The following is a 16,339-nucleotide window of genomic DNA, read 5'->3' as shown; positions in this document are numbered from 1 at the left end:
TTATTGCTGCTTGAGGGTACCCGAAAAATTGGTGCCTTCATTACGTTCAGCACGACAATCAATCTCGGACACCTTTAGGGCATTATTAGATAAACGTTCAAACTCGACAACACAACGATTGCCATTCGAGGATGTATTCATAAGGGCTTTCGTATTGCTTGTAATTGTGGCTGTGCCATTTACACTACCTGAAGCGGAGCCATCATTCGCCGTTAAAGCAATAGAAAAGCTCTTGTTTGTGGCATTGGAGATTATAGCATCACGGCGGTTAAACTCATTTGTACCCTTACCCCATTTATAGTAGTAAGTATACACACCTTCCCATGCGCTTTTACTAGGAGTAGCCTGCTGTAATGATTTGTCGAGCTGATTTTGAGCATTTTTTGCCCTATTATTTAAAGATACGTTGTTGGCATTCTCATGAATGGCTTGTGCATCCGCTGAAATTTCATAATAATTTCGTTCGTCCATACGATAGAGCATCGTGACAACTTGCGCACGGGTCATGTTGCTTGTCACGCCATAAAACTTTTGTAAATTGCGCTCTTCATACTGTGGATTTAGCCCTGAAGAAATATAGGTATCAAGTAAAAATTGAATAGATTGATCTAAGCCCTTCTTACCGCTAGCTAAATGAGCAATAGCCTGTGCCACTACACCACGCTTCACAGTAGCCGCTCGGATTCGGTTGTCGAAATAGCCATTTAAAGGCACCCCATAGCTTGCGAGTTGGTTATAGAATTCATCCGACCAGTTTGCCGAAGGCGTTTGCTTTTTTAATTCGTCGATAGGTGTTTCGAGCTCATAAAAATTGGCTAATAGTTTTGCTAATTGCTGTTCAGTAATGGTAGCATTTGGTTTAAATGTACCGTCTGTAAAGCCATTAACAATATCATATTCTTCTGCCCATAAAATAGCTTCATATGCATAATGATCCTTTGATACGTCTCGAAAGCCAGCAGCTTGTACATTGCCTGCACTAGCTATAATCAGAATAGAAAATAATAATGTACCTATTAATTTTTTCATTTGTTGTCTTCATCCTTTCTTGCTCGCTTTAGTAATAGTTTGCAGGAAATGGATAAAAACTGCAAATTTTTCTAGTGAAAAAATAATCGCTGCCCTTTGTCGGGTAGCGATTATTTTAAACGTCGTTATTGGGCTGTGTAGCCACCATCTACTGTTAATGTGTTCCCTGTCATAAACGTTGAATCGTCACATGCCATAAATAAAACAGCTTTTGCCATTTCCTCTGGTTGTCCTAGTCGTTGCATAGGTGTGATCTGACGTAATGGCTCCTTACTTTCTTCTGGGATAATTGGTGTATCAATAAAGCCTGGACATAGGGCATTGACACGAATCCCTCGCGTAGCAAATTCTAATGCTAATGAACGTGTTAAATTAATCACGCCTCCTTTTGCTGCATTATAAGCAGCTGATCCTGGCGAGCCAACCCAACCATACATCGAAGCTGTATTAACGATTGTACCACCATTCGCTTTTAGCATTTCTTTGATGGCAGCCTGCGCCATTAAAAATACACCATCTAAGTCTACATTTACAGTTTGACGCCATTCCGCATAAGGAAGCTCCTCAGTTGGCGTAACACGACCAATCCCTGCATTATTAAAAAGGACATCGACTTTGCCAAATGCCTCAATAGTTGTTTGATAAATAGCTGCTACTTCCTGTTCATCCGTTACATTTGCTTTGATAAACATGGCTTCTGCTCCTGTTGCCTGTAGTTCAGCTGCAAATGCTTCGCCTTTTTCCTCGTTTAGGTCCACAAGCACCACTTTTGCTCCCTCTGCTACAAATAATTGGGCTGTTGCAGCACCGATACCAGAAGCACCACCTGTAATAATTGCGACTTTATCTTGTAATTTCCCCATACATGACACTCCCTTAAACAAACTTTTTTCTTGCACACTGTGTAAATCACGGTGTACTTTTATTGTAAAACGCCTGAAAACGGAAACAATCATTAATGTCGTAGTAAATATCTAACTAGTAGACATATGTGCCTGAAATGTCTAAAAGGGGGAAGTAAAATTGCCAAAATGGACACAAAGACAAGAAAGAACCCGCCGTCATTTTTATGAAGCGTTTGTCGATTTAATGAAACAACATGGTTTTCAAGCCATTACAGTGAAGGATATTGTAGAACGAGCGGGCTATAACCGTAGTACCTTTTATGTGCATTTTCAAGATAAATTTGAACTAGCAGAGAATTTACTAGAACAAATGTTGAATGGTCTGGAAGTGGCAGTAGGTGAACCCTACCTATATGGAGAAAAGGTATACACGACAAAATTGAAAGCACCATCCTTTAATATTATTCATTACATTTATAAGCACCGTTTGTTTTTCGAGCTGCTGAATGTGGAAGATACGATTCCTGGGTTGCACACCCGTATGCCCTTAACGATCACAAAAATTTATCAAGAGCAATTTAAATTTGAGACGATCAATCAGCAGCCTGTCAACATGAACATGTTCAAGCATTATACTTCCTACGGCTTTTATGGATTGATGATGCAATGGATTGCAAGCGGCTATGAAAAATCAGAAGAAGCTTTAATCAAGGATATTATTGAATTAACAAAAACACATATTTATGCATTTGAATTTATAGGAAAGCCGCTAGAAAAAGAAGAATAAAAGTATATTAACATAAATCTATGTATTTTTATAAAAGAATCTCTAATGTCTGCATTAGGGATTTTTTTGTTTGGGCTAAACTAATTTTTGTATAAGAAAAAAATTTTTTTAAAGAAATTTTCATAAAGTAGTTGAATTTTCTTTGTATTAAGCATATATTTTTCCTAAGGGAAACAAAATATCTCCAAAGAAAGAAGAGTGCGTGAATGAAAGATTTAGGTGATTTCAAACTGACGATTCTTCCAATGGCCATTTTAATTATTTTAGCAATCGTATGGAAACTGACCGATTCAGTAGGCGCAGGTATGATGTTAATCCTTTTCTGGATGAGCTGGCGCCAGCTTGTCAGGAAAATGAATATAAATTAAGGTATTGTGTGGAAAAAGTTGGGATATTGGCGTTGAATACGACTAGGGCGGGCATGACAACCAATTTACGGCTTGTCCGCCAATTGGTTACTTCGTAGTTTAGGCACTTTTTTCAAACAATTGCTTAATAAAGAGAAAGTTGAGGTAGGAAAATGAAACAATGGTTAGGTGTGGTGGTATTATCACTCTCATTTCTATTATTTGGCTGTTCAGCAGAAACAGAGGGTGAAAAAGAAGGCATTGTGGTTGCAACCACAGGACAAATTGCAGATGCGATTAAAGAAATCAGTGGTGATCATTTACAGGTATCAGCATTGATGGGTCCAGGCGTAGATCCCCATCTCTACAAGGCGACTCAAAGTGATTTATCGAAATTGGATAAAGCAGAAGTCATTTTTTATAATGGCTTACATTTAGAAGGACAAATGCTCGATATATTTGAACAAATGGCGAAGGATAAAACGGTCTTGGCAGTGGGCGAGACATTAGATGAAAAGCAACTGCTTGCCAGTGATACGGATGCCATGCTCCATGATCCACATATTTGGTTTGATGTTGAGCTTTGGAAAGGTGTTGTCAAGGCAATCAGTACGCAGCTTCAGGAAGAATACCCTGAATTTAAAGTAGATTTTCAAACAAATGAAGCAGCTTACTTGAAAAAGCTGGATGATTTACAAAGCTACGCAGAAAAGCGTGTGAATGAAATACCACAGCAACAAAGAATATTAGTAACGGCTCATGATGCATTCAATTACTTTGGCAGAAGTCAGGGATTTGAAGTACGTGGCTTGCAAGGACTGAGTACGGATTCAGAGTATGGTGTGAAGGATGTCCAGGAGATGGTTGATTTCTTAGTAGAAAATAAGATTAAGGCTCTTTTTATAGAATCCAGTGTGTCCGATAAGGCAATGAAAGCTGTTATTGAAGGGGCTAAGGAGAAAGGCCACGACATTGTCATCGGTGGGGAATTATTCTCAGATGCTATGGGAGCTGAAGGAACAACAGAAGGTACGTATATAGGTATGTATCAACATAACATCGACACGATCGTCGATGCATTAAAGTAGGTGAAGAATATGTATGCATTAACAGTGGAAAATCTATCAGTTGCGTATGATAAAAAAACAGTATTAGAAAATGCCTGTGTAACAGTGCCTACAGGTCATCTAGCTGCCATTATTGGCCCAAATGGTGCAGGGAAATCCACATTTTTAAAGGCCATTTTAAATCAGCTTCCTAATAAAGTGGGAAAGGTAGAAATTTTAGGGAAGGTGTTTGAGCCAAAGAGTTTAGTCGTAGGCTATGTGCCTCAGCGTAATGCGGTGGATTGGGATTTCCCAACAAATGCGTTGGATGTGGTGCTCATGGGGCGTTATGGCCATACAGGCCTATTTAAAAGACCGTCTAAGCAGGATAAAATTGTTGCTCGACAAGCTTTAGCAAGTGTTGGGATGCAGGATTTTGCAGAGCGTTCCATCGGGCAGCTTTCAGGAGGCCAGCAACAGCGTGTATTCCTAGCTAGAGCCCTTGCACAAAATGCAGATATATATTTTTTAGATGAACCATTTGCAGGAGTAGATGCTGCGACAGAAAAAACGATTATTGATATTCTAAAGGATTTAAAGGCACAGGGAAAAAGTATTTTTGTTGTGCATCACGATCTTCAAACCGTCAAGGAATACTTTGACTATACGATTCTATTAAACAAAACGATTTTAGCATCAGGCGCAACGGAAGATGTTTTTACACCAGAGCAATTACAAAAAACATATGGTGGTAAACTTTTCATGATGCAGCATGTGTAAGGAGGGACATAATGTTAAGCGGTAACTTATTGTGGGTACTGAGTGGAACGATGTTACTTGGCATTGCAGCAGGCGTCACAGGCACGTTCTCCTTCTTACAGAAACAAAGTCTAGTTGGGGATGCTGCTGCGCATGCAGCATTACCAGGTATTGCTCTTGCGTTCCTGCTAACAGGTCAAAAGGAATTGCCAATTTTAATGCTAGGAGCGGGCATTACATCTGCATTATCTGTGTATTGTATTCAATGGATTGTGTCATTTTCAAAAATGAAGGCTGACGCTGCCATTGGATTAGTCCTCACCGTATTTTTTGGTGTTGGTGTTGTATTTTTAACAGTGGTTAACCGTAGCCCACTGGGGAATCAGAGTGGTCTGAATAATTTTATTTTCGGTAAAGCAGCGACGATGACCAAGGCAGATTTAATGTGGCTCTTTATTAGTGCAACCATCATTATTGTGGTTAGTCTCTTGCTTTATAAGGAATGGAAGCTACTGATCTTTGATCCTGTTTATGCAAAAGGGATTGGCTTACCAATTGAGGCTTTAAAGGCAACATTAACGGTTTTAATTGTCATGACAATTGTTACAGGTATACAAGCTGTTGGCGTTATTTTAATGTCAGCTTTATTAATTATTCCTGCTGCCAGTGCCAAGTTATGGACAAAAAAATTGAGCACAATGCTCATTTTAAGTGCTGCGATTGGAGGTATCGCTGGCATAACAGGAACCTTTATTAGTGCGATTCGAACAGGGTTATCGACGGGTCCTATAATTGTCTTAGTGGCAGCAGGTATATTCTTTCTATCGTATTTTATAAGTCCAACTGGTCAAATTAGTAAATATCGTAGGAAAATGCAATTTCGAAAGCAGGGTGGTGTAGGATGATCGAATTTTGGGTTGTATTCACGGGACTGTTAGTTGGGGTAACTTGTGGAATTGCAGGTGTCTTCCTCATCTTGCGTAGAATGTCCATGATTGCAGATGCCATCAGTCATACAGTGCTCTTTGGCATCGTGATGGCTTACCTTATTACCCAAACGTTGAATGGTTTTTGGATGTTGGTAGGTGCTGCGTTTGCAGGGATTTTAACAGCCTATCTTGTGCAATTATTACATTCTTCTGGTATTCAAGAAGACGCAGCGATAGGCGTAGTGTTTACATCTCTGTTTGCAGCAGGTGTTCTCCTTATCACCTTATTTGCAGGCAATGTGCACTTAGATGTTGAGCATGTTTTAATGGGAGAAATTGCTTTTGTTCCTTGGGATAAATGGACATTGCTTGGGCTGGCAATGCCTAAGGCAGTATGGATGCTCTTACTCGTCCTCGTCATTAATATTGCGTTCCTACTCCTATTCTTTAAAGAAATGAAGCTTGCGACGTTTGACCCTGTGTATGCAGCAACCCTCGGCATTCCCGTTGTCTTTCTTCATTATGGCTTTATGACATCGATTTCGTTTACAACAGTGGCAGCTTTTGATAGTGTAGGGGCCATTTTAGTGGTTGCCATGTTGATTGGGCCAGCTGCTACCTCCTATTTAATCAGCAAGACGATTAAGCAAATGTTCGTCTATAGTATGCTCTTTGGAGCTGCTGCTTCCGTCATTGGCTATTATTTAGCGAAATTTTGGGATACCTCTATAGCAGGTATGATGGCAACAACAGTCGGCTTCATTTTTATCGTGACATTCATTTGTCAAAAAATCGTTGAGCGTAGAAAAAAAGTACTTGTTCATAAACTAGAAACTTCTTAATGAAAAACGTCGTTTGATACGCCCATCAAACGATGTTTTTTCTTTTGAGGACAAGTTCAAACTTTTGAATGAGTACTCCTTCTAGGAAAAATAGTATACTCGTTAAGATAAACTAGAAAGAGAAAGAATAGTAGCATCTAGCAAATTTTTCTATATTTTTATGTACGAATATTTAAAATTTTGTTACGATAAATTTTATGATAGCAACAAGGAGAACAGCATGTGGAGAAATCGAAACGTATGGATTATTTTATTAGGTGAATTTGTCGTAGGTCTCGGCTTATGGGCTGGCATTATTGGCAATTTAGCCTTTATGCAAGAGGTAGTACCTTCTGACTTTCACAAATCATTAATTATTTCTTGTGGTATTTTAGCAGGCTTAGTTGTTGGTCCAATGGCAGGACGTATCATTGACCAATCGAAGAAAAAAACGGTTGTCCAGATGGCGAGTATCGGACGCATCATCAGTGTTTTATTTATGTTTATCGCACTTTATACTAATTCGGTCATTTGGATGATTCTATTTTTAATCACGCTGCAAATAACAGCAGCATTTTATATGCCTGCCTTGCAATCTATTATTCCCATGATTGCGAAGGAACAGGATTTAATTACATTAAATGCTTGGCAAATGAATGCGAGAACCATTTCAAGGATCATCGGTACAGCCGCTGCCGGGTTTATGCTCAGTTTTTTTGAGTTAAAATGGTTATATATTATTTCATTTATTGTCTATTTAGGCATGTTTGTCATTACTAGTTTATTGCAATTGGATGAAGCATCTACGGAAACGATGACAAACAAAGAAAAAGGGAATTTTAAAGAAGTGTTACCGATGGTGAAAGAGCATCCAGTCGTCTTGATGACGCTTGTCTTAATGTTAATTCCTACATTATTTTTAGGCTCTTTTAATTTAGTGATTATGAAAATATCTGAAATTCATCAATCTACCACAATTTCAGGATTATTGTATACGGTGGAAGGTATCGGATTTATGCTTGGTGCAGCTGGTTTGAAAATGATTGCTGACCGTGTACAAATGGGTACACTGCTTTTTTCATTGGCCTTTATTATCGGCTCAATGGAGCTCCTATTATTACTGGCAGATATTCCATTTTTCGCTTTAGTGGCATTTGGCGTTTTTGGCTTTTCAGTTGGCTGTTTTTTCCCAACGACAATGGTAATTTTCCAAAAACAAGTACCCAAACAGTTTCATGGACGCTTTTTCTCATTCCGCAACATGATTGATTCCGTCGTCTTTCAAATCGTGCTTTTATCGACAGGTATGATGCTAGATTTAATTGGTTTAAGTGGTATGGGACTTGTTTTCGGAATCATAAGCTTAAGTTTAACCACTACTTTCTTATTTTACGCTAAGAAAAAGAATGTCGTTATGCATGCACATTAATATCATGTCCTTTATGCATGACACCAATTGGGGCATACGATAGAGGTATAAAAAGGTGGTAGCATAGGAAAGGAACTGTCTAGATGGAGACGGTTCCTTCTTCATTAATTCAAGTAATCTTATTTGATATACATAGAGAAAGAAGGTTGAAAAATGGTTGAAAAATCTCAAGAGTCAATTGCGTCCTATATTGAGTCACCAGAAAAACTAAAAAACCTATATAGGCGTGTACTGATAGTTGTTAGCTTATCCCAAATTTTTGGGGGAGCTGGACTTGCGGCGGGTATTACGGTAGGCGCTCTACTGGCACAACAAATGCTTGGAACGGATGCCTATGCGGGTGTACCCTCTGCATTATTTACGTTAGGCTCTGCGGGTGCGGCTTTCATTGTAGGAAAACTATCACAGCGTTATGGTCGCCGCATAGGCTTATCATCAGGTTTTATAGTGGGTGGACTTGGTGCAATAGGTGTAGTCCTTGCTACTTTAATGAATAGTATTTTGTTATTGTTTGCCTCTCTATTAATCTATGGAGCTGGTACGGCAACTAATTTACAGGCACGCTACGCTGGGACAGATTTAGCCAATAATAAGCAACGTGCTACGGCGATTAGTACAACCATGCTTATGACCACGTTTGGTGCTGTTTTAGGTCCAAATTTAGTAGAATGGATGGGAAAAGTAGCACTGTCTATCGGTATTCCAGCTTTAGCGGGTCCATTTCTATTATCAGCTTTGGCCTTTATTATGGCGGGGCTTGTATTGTTTACGATGCTGCGTCCTGACCCGCTAGAAATAGCGAAAGCCATAGAGGCACATAAGCAAAAAATGAACAAAGAAAATCAAACACCATCCATGCCTATATCTAGCAATAAAAGAGGCCTAGCGGTAGGAGCAACAGTTATGGTCCTGACACAAATTGTCATGGTGGCCATCATGACAATGACACCTGTCCATATGAAACATCATGGACATGGATTAGCCGAGGTTGGTATTGTGATAGGGTTTCATGTAGGTGCTATGTATCTGCCATCACTTGTCACAGGTATTCTTGTTGATAAAATCGGACGTACAGCAATGAGTATAGCTTCAGGTATTACGTTACTACTCGCTGGCGTAGTGGCTGCATTTGCACCAAGCGATTCCATGGTGTTACTCATTGTGGCACTTTCTTTACTGGGATTAGGTTGGAACTTTGGCTTAATTAGTGGAACTGCTCAAATTGTTGATGCGACGGAGCCTTCTACCCGTGCAAAAACACAGGGGAAGATGGATGTTTTTGTGGCATTGGCAGGGGCATCAGGTGGTGCACTATCAGGTATGGTAGTGGCGAATTCAAGCTATGCAGTGTTGTCCTTAGCAGGAGGGCTATTGTCGTTAGTATTGATTCCTGTTGTCATTTGGTCTAGGAGAGCAGCTTAAAAGGAGAAGGGGAAATTGGCATCTAAGCTAATTATTATCCGAGGAAATTCAGGTAGTGGGAAAACGACAGTTGCAAAGAAACTTCAGCATCATCTGGGACATGGTACACTTTTGATTGCGCAAGATGTTGTCCGACGTGATATGTTAAAGGTGCATGATCGAGAAGGCAATCTTTCTATTGAATTAATTCGTCAAATCGCAGAGTATGGTAAAGGTCGTTGTGAAGTTGTCATTGTAGAAGGAATATTATATGCCAGTCGTTATGGAGCTATGTTAAAAGATTTAATCCACTTCTATGATCAGAAGGCCAATACTTATTATTTTGATTTATCTTTTGAGGAAACCGTTATTCGTCATCATTCTAGCTCCAAAAAAAATGACTTCGGAGAAGATTCTTTACGTGCTTGGTGGAATCCGCATGATTATCTTGGGGTGGATGGTGAAACGCTGCTGACGGAAGAGATGTCACAGGATGATTTATTAAAATTAATGGTAAAGCAACTGTAGAAGTAACAAAAAACTTACCCTTTCGTAGGGTAAGTTTTTTCATAGTGTTGAAAAATTTCCGTGCAGGTTACATGCTTTCCTCTGGGCGAACACAGCTCCGTTTAGAGGTTACCTGTATCGCTATTCAAGAAGATTCAAGTAGCCTTCCACTCCAACCCGTTAAAATGTTTCTTTTTTTAGAAAAAATTTTCAAATAAAACAAAGGTGTTCACTACTCTTTATGGCGAGGGTAGTCACTCATCACTACTGCCAGTATGAAAGAGGAAAAGACACTTTTGTAGAATGGTTGATTGGAGAGGAGCCAGCGTTACTCCTTGGGGATTTAGCGTCACAGATGAGACCCTGGAGCGAACGCAAGTGAGTGAAGCGGCTAATCGGACGACCCCTTAGAAAGTACGCTGGCGGAACGGAAATCAACCTCTCGACTTTTATAATTACCTTTTATGGCGTGGACAGCACATTTTTTCAATTGGAACTATTTTATTGAATAAGCGTTACAATATTAAATTGTTAGAAAGCAAAGAGTAGGTACATATGTGGATTTAATAACAGAAAAATTAATCATGATTGCTTTATTTATTTTAATCATTCATGCGATTGAAACGCTTGCATATGCAGTTCGTTTATCAGGAGCACGTGTCAAATTACTAGCTTCGGCTTTATCTCTTTTTAATGTAATGGTCATGGTGTCGAGGTTAGCAAATATGATGCAACAACCATTCACAGGGAGCCTTGTTGATACAGCACCTACGGAGAATGCCATGGCATTTGTAGAACATCAATTTCGACTAATTATTGGAGCGGCTTCGCTTGGAACAATCGTAGGAATCTTACTTATCCCCACCTTTGTAGCCATTTTTTCAAGAGCTATCGTTCATTTGGCTGAGGAAAGAGGCTCAATCCCGGCTTTATTGAAAAAGGGCTTTACATTTGACTATGTAAGACGGGGGATGAAGCATATTCATACACCGAATTTTAGTTATTTAAAAGGCATTCGTCTACAGGATATCCCGATTAAATTATTTGTTATCAATATTGTTATTACAGCTATCTATACGATTGGCGTTTTATCTGCATTGTATGCCACATTATTAGTACCACAATTAAAGACTACTGCTGTTATGGCATCTGGATTAATTAATGGCATTGCAACAATACTATTAATCCTATTCATTGACCCGAAAATATCCATTCTAGCAGATGATGTGATCAATAAGAGAGGAAGCTATCTAGACCTGAAAAGAATGTCTGTTATGATGATGTTCTCCAGATTTTTAGGAACCATTGTGGCACAGTTATTATTGATTCCAGGTGCTCATTACGTTGCATGGTTTGCAAAGTTAATTGCTTGATTAGAACCACTTCCTTTCTATTTTTAGGAAGTGGTTTTTTAGGCCACAGCAATTAATCGTGAGGTGTGGTAGGGGAGAAGTAAAGAAATTATATAGTATAATGTGGGTGAATAATAGATTCGAAAAGAGGGGAACGAATGTATGCCGACGATACTTGTTGCGGATGATGATGCGAACATTCGTGAACTTGTTTGCCTTTTTCTGCGCAAAGACGGGTTCACTACAATGGAGGCAGGAGATGGTAAAGAAGCATTAGCCATCTACGGCTCAACATCTATTGATCTTGTTGTACTGGATATTATGATGCCAACAATGGATGGCTGGACACTATGTAAGGAGCTCCGCAAAATGAATACGGATCTTCCTCTACTGATGCTGACTGCAAGAGGGGAAACATGGGAAAAAGTGAAGGGCTTTGAGCTTGGAACGGATGATTATTTAACAAAGCCATTTGATCCGTTAGAGCTAACTGTACGTGTAAAGGCACTTTTGAAGCGCTACAGGATTGGCCATTCGCAGACCATTCAACTTGGTCAAATCACGCTGGACCGTCAGACCTATAAAATTATGAGAGGAAAAGATGTTATTTCACTACCGCTCAAGGAATTTGAATTATTATATAAGCTTGCCGAAACACCTGGACAAGTCTATACAAGAGAACAACTGATCGATCAAATTTGGGGGATTGATTATGCGGGAGATAATCGAACCATCGATGTACATATTAAGCGCCTGCGTGAGCGCTTCAACACCATCACTGATTTTCATATCGACACAATAAGGGGTCTGGGCTATAGGCTTGAGGTTGAGGAATGATTAAATCTTTATATACTCGCGTCGTTTTAATCTTTCTAGTTGCTGTCATTGGGGGGACTGTTATCTCTTTTTTCATGGCAACATGGGTATTTAAAGATAAATTAAATGAAAACTTGCAAATTCCCTTACTAAATTTTGGACAAGACATGGTACAAATTTTTGACACATTGCCATATCATGAAGCCGATCGTTTTATACGCGATATGCATCAGCTTGAATCCTATCATGTTCGCATTTATGAAGAAACAGGGCAGTTTATGGCTTACGGAAAGCTTCATGGCAATGAGTTAGCCCCTGTAACAATGGAACAAGTACAAGCTGTACTGGATGGAGAGGTCATTCAAGTAATTCCAAGTGGTATTTCATCCATACTTGTCGGCATACCTCTAACAACTGAAATGGGAACAAGAGCGATGTTTATCCAAACGATTGCTTTACCTTCAACCTCCTTTTCCATCAAGTTGATTCTGAATTTTGCTACTTATGCCTTAGTAATAGGAAGCGTTGTGTTTTTAGTTGCAGCGATGTTTTTAGTCAAGCCCATCAAAAAACTAACACAAGCCACTAAACATATTGCTGGTGGTGATTTCAATGTCGAATTAAATATTAAGCAATCAGGGGAGTTAGGTACGTTGGCTAAAAGCTTTGAAGATATGGCGGAGGAGTTACAGCAGCTAGAGCAAATGAGGAGAGATTTTGTATCGAATGTGTCCCATGAGGTGCAGTCTCCACTTACCTCCATTTCTGGTTACGCATTAGCACTGAAACAAGTTGATGTAACGGATGACGAGAAAAACCGTTATCTTGATATCATCATTTCGGAAGCCAATCGAATGTCTAAGATGAGTGATAGCCTTTTAAAGCTGAGCTTACTAGAATCAAAGACACAGCCAATACATCTCGATACGTTCAGTCTAGATGAACAAATTAGACGTGTCATTGTCTCCCTCCAGCCTCAATGGTCCTCTCGCAATATTGATTTTGAGCTCCAGTTGAAGGCTGTTCGCCTCATGGCTGATTACGATCAATTACATCAGGTATGGACAAATATTCTTACGAATAGTATTAAATTTTCAAGTCCTAATGAGACGATTGAGATCAGCATGAAGCAAAGCGCAAATCATGTGACAGTCCGAATAACGGATAGAGGCATTGGAATTTCTTTAGCGGATCAGCATCGTATATTCGAACGATTTTTCAAGGCTGATCGTTCCCATAGTCACAAGTATGAAGGCAGTGGGATGGGGCTTGCTATCGTGAAGCAAATCGTCTCGCTACATCGAGGAGAAATTGAAGTCGAGAGTGAGCTTGGGCATGGGACGTCAATGATTGTCAGATTACCTATTACCTTAAAGTAAAGAAAGCATGTTACGACTCCTATAGAGATGTCGTAACATTTTTTTGTTGTTCATCTTGTGTTCATATTGTCGTCATTCGGCAGACATCTTTCTCCTTTATAGTTGCACTAACAGCTCAAAAGTAGCTGGAATATCGTAGTAAAGGAGGAGGCACGAGTAAAGGTGAATCCCCTCGTGCATCAAACATGAAAAAATTTATGCGTGTTTTACTGAAATCAATGGCAGTCCTAGGTATATCCATTGTGGGGCTACTTGTCATTGTTTTTACAATAAACATGATTTGCAACAAAATAGAGCAAGGAAAAATAGAACCTTATGGTCAGCTCGTCTCCGTGAATGGGGAAAAAATGAATGTCACCATTCAAGGTAAGGGTGCTGAAACCATCGTATTACTACCAGGCTTCGGTACTGCAGCACCAACGCTCGACTTTAAGCCATTGATAGATGAACTAGCTCCCTATTATAAAATCGTTTCAATAGAGCCCTTTGGCTATGGCTTAAGTGAGGATACAGCTAAAGAACGAAGCACAGAGAATATTGTTAGTGAAATCCATGAAGCTTTACAGGAGTTAAAGATTGATCGGTATATGCTAATGGGACATTCGATAGCAGGCATCTATGGACTCGATTATGTTAATAAATATCCGAATGAGGTAACTGGATTTGTCGGGATTGATAGCAGTGTCCCTACACAGGGTGGTATGGACACGAAGTTTCCAATTAAGTCGTTACAGCTGCTAAAAAAATCAGGGATTGCAAGAATTCTTATAAAATTTTCAGATGATCCCTATGCAGGTCTTCCGTATGATGACGACACAAAAGAGCAAATTAGGATGATTACACTCAAAAACTTTTATAATACAAGCACTTCAAATGAATTAGAGCATATTAGCAAAAATTTCACGGCAGCCAAAACTCTTACATTCCCTAAAGATCTACCTCTTCTCTTATTTGTCCAAGCGAAAAGTGGTGGAGTTGAAAAGAACTGGATACCGCTTCATGAAGAACAAGTCAAACATTCCGTATACGGCAAAGTAATCACACTGGATGGGGATCATTACTTACACCATACAAAATCGGAGGAAATCGCAGACAACGTCAGATCGTTTATGCAAAATAAATAATCCATAGTTTCTTACCTCTTTGCTGTTGGAGGTAAGATTTTTTAATACTATCCTCTTCCTTACGAAATTTTATAAAATCTTTAAATTGAGTTGTAATCCATACTTCGATGAGCATTGAAATACTTCCTGATTATAATGTACGTAGAACAATTATTCTATCAGGTAAGGAGCTATTGGATGAAAAATTATCAATTTATTGCTTTATTAGTAGTAACGACCTTTTTAATGGGTTCATCATTTGCCATTGTTAAATTAGGCTTACCGTATGCCTCGCCTTTATTATTAGCTGCACTTCGCTTTATATTGGCTGGTATAATCATGGCTATCGTTGTTATTATCTTGAAGAGACCTCATCCTAGTACAAGGAGTGAGTGGTTCAAGTTATGCATGATCGGGCTCTTTCAAACAGCAGGTGTGATGGGGTGTATTTTTTTAAGTCTCCGCACCATCACGGCAAGTGAGTCTTCTATTTTAACATTTACAAACCCATTACTAGTTGTAATTTTTGCCACCATTTTCATGAAAGTGTCCTATCGTTTCTATCAATGGATCGGGGTTTTGTTTGGCTTAATCGGGGTGATAATTACGATGGGGGCACAAGTTGAATGGAAAGTAGGTATCCTTTTTGGCTTGCTATCAGCTGTTTTTTGGGCTACTGCCACCCTGTTAGTGAAAAAATGGGGCGTGTTATTTGATACGTGGGTTTTATCTGCATATCAGATGCTATTTGGTGGCTTACTCTTATTACTAGGAAGCGCATTGTTAGAACAGCCATTTTTTATTGTGAATCCACAATCGTTATTGATTCTGTTGTGGCTTAGTATTTTTTCCTCGATCATACAATTTGCAGGGTGGTATTATCTTCTGCAAAATAGTGATCCAGGAAAAACAAGTGCCTATTTATTTTTAGCTCCTTTTTTTGGCGTATTAACAGGCTGGGTGTTATTGGAAGAACCGTTAAAACCATCACTAATGGTTGGCGGCTTATTCATCATCATGGGCATTTATTTAGTAAACCGAACTTTTAGTGGAGAAAAGGCTAGGAGATAACCCCGTGCCCTTTCCTATTTTACAAATCTAAATGAAAGACCTCTTTAAAGCCTATTTTCCCTTTCTCCGTCACTTTAATGGCGCGAATAGAGGGAACTCGTAAAAGCCAACCAAGGTTGAAAAATTGATTTAATAGCTCACAGCCTAGTGCACCAGCTAAATGATAACGCCGTTCACTCCAATCTAAACAGGCATGAGAAAAGGATCGTCGTTTTCTCTTTAAAGCAGTTAAATCGATTCCGAATGTCGTAAAAAATAATATGCCCTCATCTGTCAGGACAAATTGTTTACCCTCCAATGTAAGATAGCCTGCCTTCAGCATCGATTCCGTTAATTGGACACCCAATTTACCAGCAAGATGATCATAGCAAGTTCTAGCATCCTGTAATAACTTGATTTGGCTCGATTGCTTTAATGAACGTACTTCAGGTGGTGGAGAGATGGCTAGGAATGACTCTAAAAATTGAGCAATGTCCTCACCAGCCAATTGAAAATAACGATGACGTCCCTGCTTTTCAACTTTTATCAGCTTTCCTTCTACTAATTTAGCAAGATGAAAGCTAGCAGTTTGTGGTTTGATGGCAGCCATATATGCTAGTTCACTAGCCGTATGAAAACGACCGTCCATCATACTAGCAAGTATGGTTGCCCTTGACGTTTCACCAAGAAGTGCCGCTATTTCTGCCATGTTTGGATTAATTCCCATTCTGTCACAATC

Annotated in this window: 17 protein-coding genes; 14 read left to right on the top strand and 3 right to left on the bottom strand. The window is 39.3% G+C overall.

Translation table 11 applies throughout. The features are described 5' to 3' along the window. Together L6W14_RS13060 and L6W14_RS13055 are read right to left on the bottom strand one after the other, a co-directional pair. A complete protein-coding gene (locus tag L6W14_RS13060; protein ID WP_066037769.1) occupies positions 1-1,029 on the bottom strand; it encodes an S-layer homology domain-containing protein in 1,029 nt (342 codons plus the stop codon). 125 nt (positions 1,030-1,154) lie between these two features. Beyond that, positions 1,155-1,892, bottom strand: coding sequence for an SDR family NAD(P)-dependent oxidoreductase (locus L6W14_RS13055; protein WP_237898169.1), 738 nt, complete (start codon positions 1,890-1,892; stop codon positions 1,155-1,157). Between the two features lie 160 nt (positions 1,893-2,052). Between L6W14_RS13055 and L6W14_RS13050 the strand changes: the two genes are divergently transcribed. The 14 genes from L6W14_RS13050 to L6W14_RS12985 all read left to right on the top strand — a co-directional run bounded on the left by L6W14_RS13050 (position 2,053) and on the right by L6W14_RS12985 (position 15,621). After that, the gene (locus tag L6W14_RS13050; protein WP_066037768.1) at positions 2,053-2,661 is read left to right on the top strand and encodes a TetR/AcrR family transcriptional regulator; all 609 of its coding nucleotides are present in this window, start codon (positions 2,053-2,055) and stop codon (positions 2,659-2,661) included. 206 nt (positions 2,662-2,867) lie between these two features. Continuing rightward, positions 2,868-3,029: a hypothetical protein gene (locus L6W14_RS13045; protein WP_237898168.1), complete on the top strand. Its 162-nt coding sequence runs from the start codon at positions 2,868-2,870 to the stop codon at positions 3,027-3,029. Between the two features lie 152 nt (positions 3,030-3,181). After that, complete coding sequence (locus L6W14_RS13040) at positions 3,182-4,096, top strand: metal ABC transporter solute-binding protein, Zn/Mn family (protein ID WP_237898167.1); 915 nt, start codon at positions 3,182-3,184, stop codon at positions 4,094-4,096. A gap of 9 nt (positions 4,097-4,105) precedes the next feature. Further along, entirely contained in the window at positions 4,106-4,834 is a 729-nt protein-coding gene (locus L6W14_RS13035) for a metal ABC transporter ATP-binding protein (RefSeq protein ID WP_048392425.1), read from the top strand. An 11-nt stretch (positions 4,835-4,845) separates the two neighbouring features. Continuing rightward, complete coding sequence (locus L6W14_RS13030; protein ID WP_237898166.1) at positions 4,846-5,718, top strand: metal ABC transporter permease; 873 nt, start codon at positions 4,846-4,848, stop codon at positions 5,716-5,718. Further along, positions 5,715-6,584, top strand: coding sequence for a metal ABC transporter permease (locus tag L6W14_RS13025; protein WP_237898165.1), 870 nt, complete (start codon positions 5,715-5,717; stop codon positions 6,582-6,584). Before L6W14_RS13030 ends, L6W14_RS13025 begins: the two co-directional genes overlap by 4 nt. A gap of 220 nt (positions 6,585-6,804) precedes the next feature. Beyond that, positions 6,805-7,992 (top strand): MFS transporter, encoded by a 1,188-nt coding sequence (locus L6W14_RS13020; RefSeq protein ID WP_237898164.1) that lies wholly within the window; start codon positions 6,805-6,807, stop codon positions 7,990-7,992. A 153-nt stretch (positions 7,993-8,145) separates the two neighbouring features. Continuing rightward, on the top strand, positions 8,146-9,414 hold the full coding sequence (locus L6W14_RS13015; protein WP_131521472.1) for an MFS transporter: 1,269 nt from the start codon (positions 8,146-8,148) through the stop codon (positions 9,412-9,414). 15 nt (positions 9,415-9,429) lie between these two features. Beyond that, on the top strand, positions 9,430-9,921 hold the full coding sequence (locus tag L6W14_RS13010) for a kinase (RefSeq protein ID WP_237898163.1): 492 nt from the start codon (positions 9,430-9,432) through the stop codon (positions 9,919-9,921). 563 nt (positions 9,922-10,484) lie between these two features. Further along, on the top strand, positions 10,485-11,273 hold the full coding sequence (locus L6W14_RS13005) for a lipid II flippase Amj family protein (protein WP_305799925.1): 789 nt from the start codon (positions 10,485-10,487) through the stop codon (positions 11,271-11,273). A 141-nt stretch (positions 11,274-11,414) separates the two neighbouring features. Beyond that, positions 11,415-12,089, top strand: a complete 675-nt coding sequence (locus L6W14_RS13000; RefSeq protein ID WP_131521471.1) for a response regulator transcription factor — start codon at positions 11,415-11,417, stop codon at positions 12,087-12,089. After that, complete coding sequence (locus tag L6W14_RS12995) at positions 12,086-13,447, top strand: sensor histidine kinase (RefSeq protein WP_237898161.1); 1,362 nt, start codon at positions 12,086-12,088, stop codon at positions 13,445-13,447. The genes L6W14_RS13000 and L6W14_RS12995 overlap by 4 nt, the downstream gene beginning before the upstream one ends. A 185-nt stretch (positions 13,448-13,632) precedes the next feature. Then, positions 13,633-14,571, top strand: a complete 939-nt coding sequence (locus L6W14_RS12990; RefSeq protein WP_237898160.1) for an alpha/beta hydrolase — start codon at positions 13,633-13,635, stop codon at positions 14,569-14,571. Between the two features lie 177 nt (positions 14,572-14,748). Then, entirely contained in the window at positions 14,749-15,621 is an 873-nt protein-coding gene (locus L6W14_RS12985) for a DMT family transporter (RefSeq protein WP_131521468.1), read from the top strand. Between the two features lie 19 nt (positions 15,622-15,640). Here the strand turns inward: L6W14_RS12985 and L6W14_RS12980 are convergent, their stop codons facing one another. Next, positions 15,641-16,327, bottom strand: coding sequence for an ArsR/SmtB family transcription factor (locus L6W14_RS12980; protein WP_066037762.1), 687 nt, complete (start codon positions 16,325-16,327; stop codon positions 15,641-15,643). Between the last annotated feature and the right edge of the window lie 12 nt (positions 16,328-16,339).

Source organism: Lysinibacillus sp. ACHW1.5 (assembly GCF_022014815.1).
In the GTDB taxonomy this organism is placed as follows: domain Bacteria; phylum Bacillota; class Bacilli; order Bacillales_A; family Planococcaceae; genus Lysinibacillus; species Lysinibacillus capsici.
The sequence above is the reverse complement of the archived record's forward strand: the minus strand, read 5'-3'. Positions and strand labels throughout refer to the sequence as shown.

Bases quoted from the DNA above. Each gene is read 5' to 3' on its own strand.
- L6W14_RS13060 (WP_066037769.1), bottom strand. From the start codon at position 1,029: ATGAAAAAATTAATAGGTACATTATTATTTTCTATTCTGATTATAGCT.
- L6W14_RS13055 (WP_237898169.1), bottom strand. From the start codon at position 1,892: ATGGGGAAATTACAAGATAAAGTCGCAATTATTACAGGTGGTGCTTCT.
- L6W14_RS13045 (WP_237898168.1), top strand. From the start codon at position 2,868: ATGAAAGATTTAGGTGATTTCAAACTGACGATTCTTCCAATGGCCATT.
- L6W14_RS13040 (WP_237898167.1), top strand. From the start codon at position 3,182: ATGAAACAATGGTTAGGTGTGGTGGTATTATCACTCTCATTTCTATTA.
- L6W14_RS13035 (WP_048392425.1), top strand. From the start codon at position 4,106: ATGTATGCATTAACAGTGGAAAATCTATCAGTTGCGTATGATAAAAAA.
- L6W14_RS13030 (WP_237898166.1), top strand. From the start codon at position 4,846: ATGTTAAGCGGTAACTTATTGTGGGTACTGAGTGGAACGATGTTACTT.
- L6W14_RS13025 (WP_237898165.1), top strand. From the start codon at position 5,715: ATGATCGAATTTTGGGTTGTATTCACGGGACTGTTAGTTGGGGTAACT.
- L6W14_RS13020 (WP_237898164.1), top strand. From the start codon at position 6,805: ATGTGGAGAAATCGAAACGTATGGATTATTTTATTAGGTGAATTTGTC.
- L6W14_RS13015 (WP_131521472.1), top strand. From the start codon at position 8,146: ATGGTTGAAAAATCTCAAGAGTCAATTGCGTCCTATATTGAGTCACCA.
- L6W14_RS13005 (WP_305799925.1), top strand. From the start codon at position 10,485: ATGATTGCTTTATTTATTTTAATCATTCATGCGATTGAAACGCTTGCA.
- L6W14_RS13000 (WP_131521471.1), top strand. From the start codon at position 11,415: ATGCCGACGATACTTGTTGCGGATGATGATGCGAACATTCGTGAACTT.
- L6W14_RS12995 (WP_237898161.1), top strand. From the start codon at position 12,086: ATGATTAAATCTTTATATACTCGCGTCGTTTTAATCTTTCTAGTTGCT.
- L6W14_RS12990 (WP_237898160.1), top strand. From the start codon at position 13,633: ATGAAAAAATTTATGCGTGTTTTACTGAAATCAATGGCAGTCCTAGGT.
- L6W14_RS12985 (WP_131521468.1), top strand. From the start codon at position 14,749: ATGAAAAATTATCAATTTATTGCTTTATTAGTAGTAACGACCTTTTTA.
- L6W14_RS12980 (WP_066037762.1), bottom strand. From the start codon at position 16,327: ATGGGAATTAATCCAAACATGGCAGAAATAGCGGCACTTCTTGGTGAA.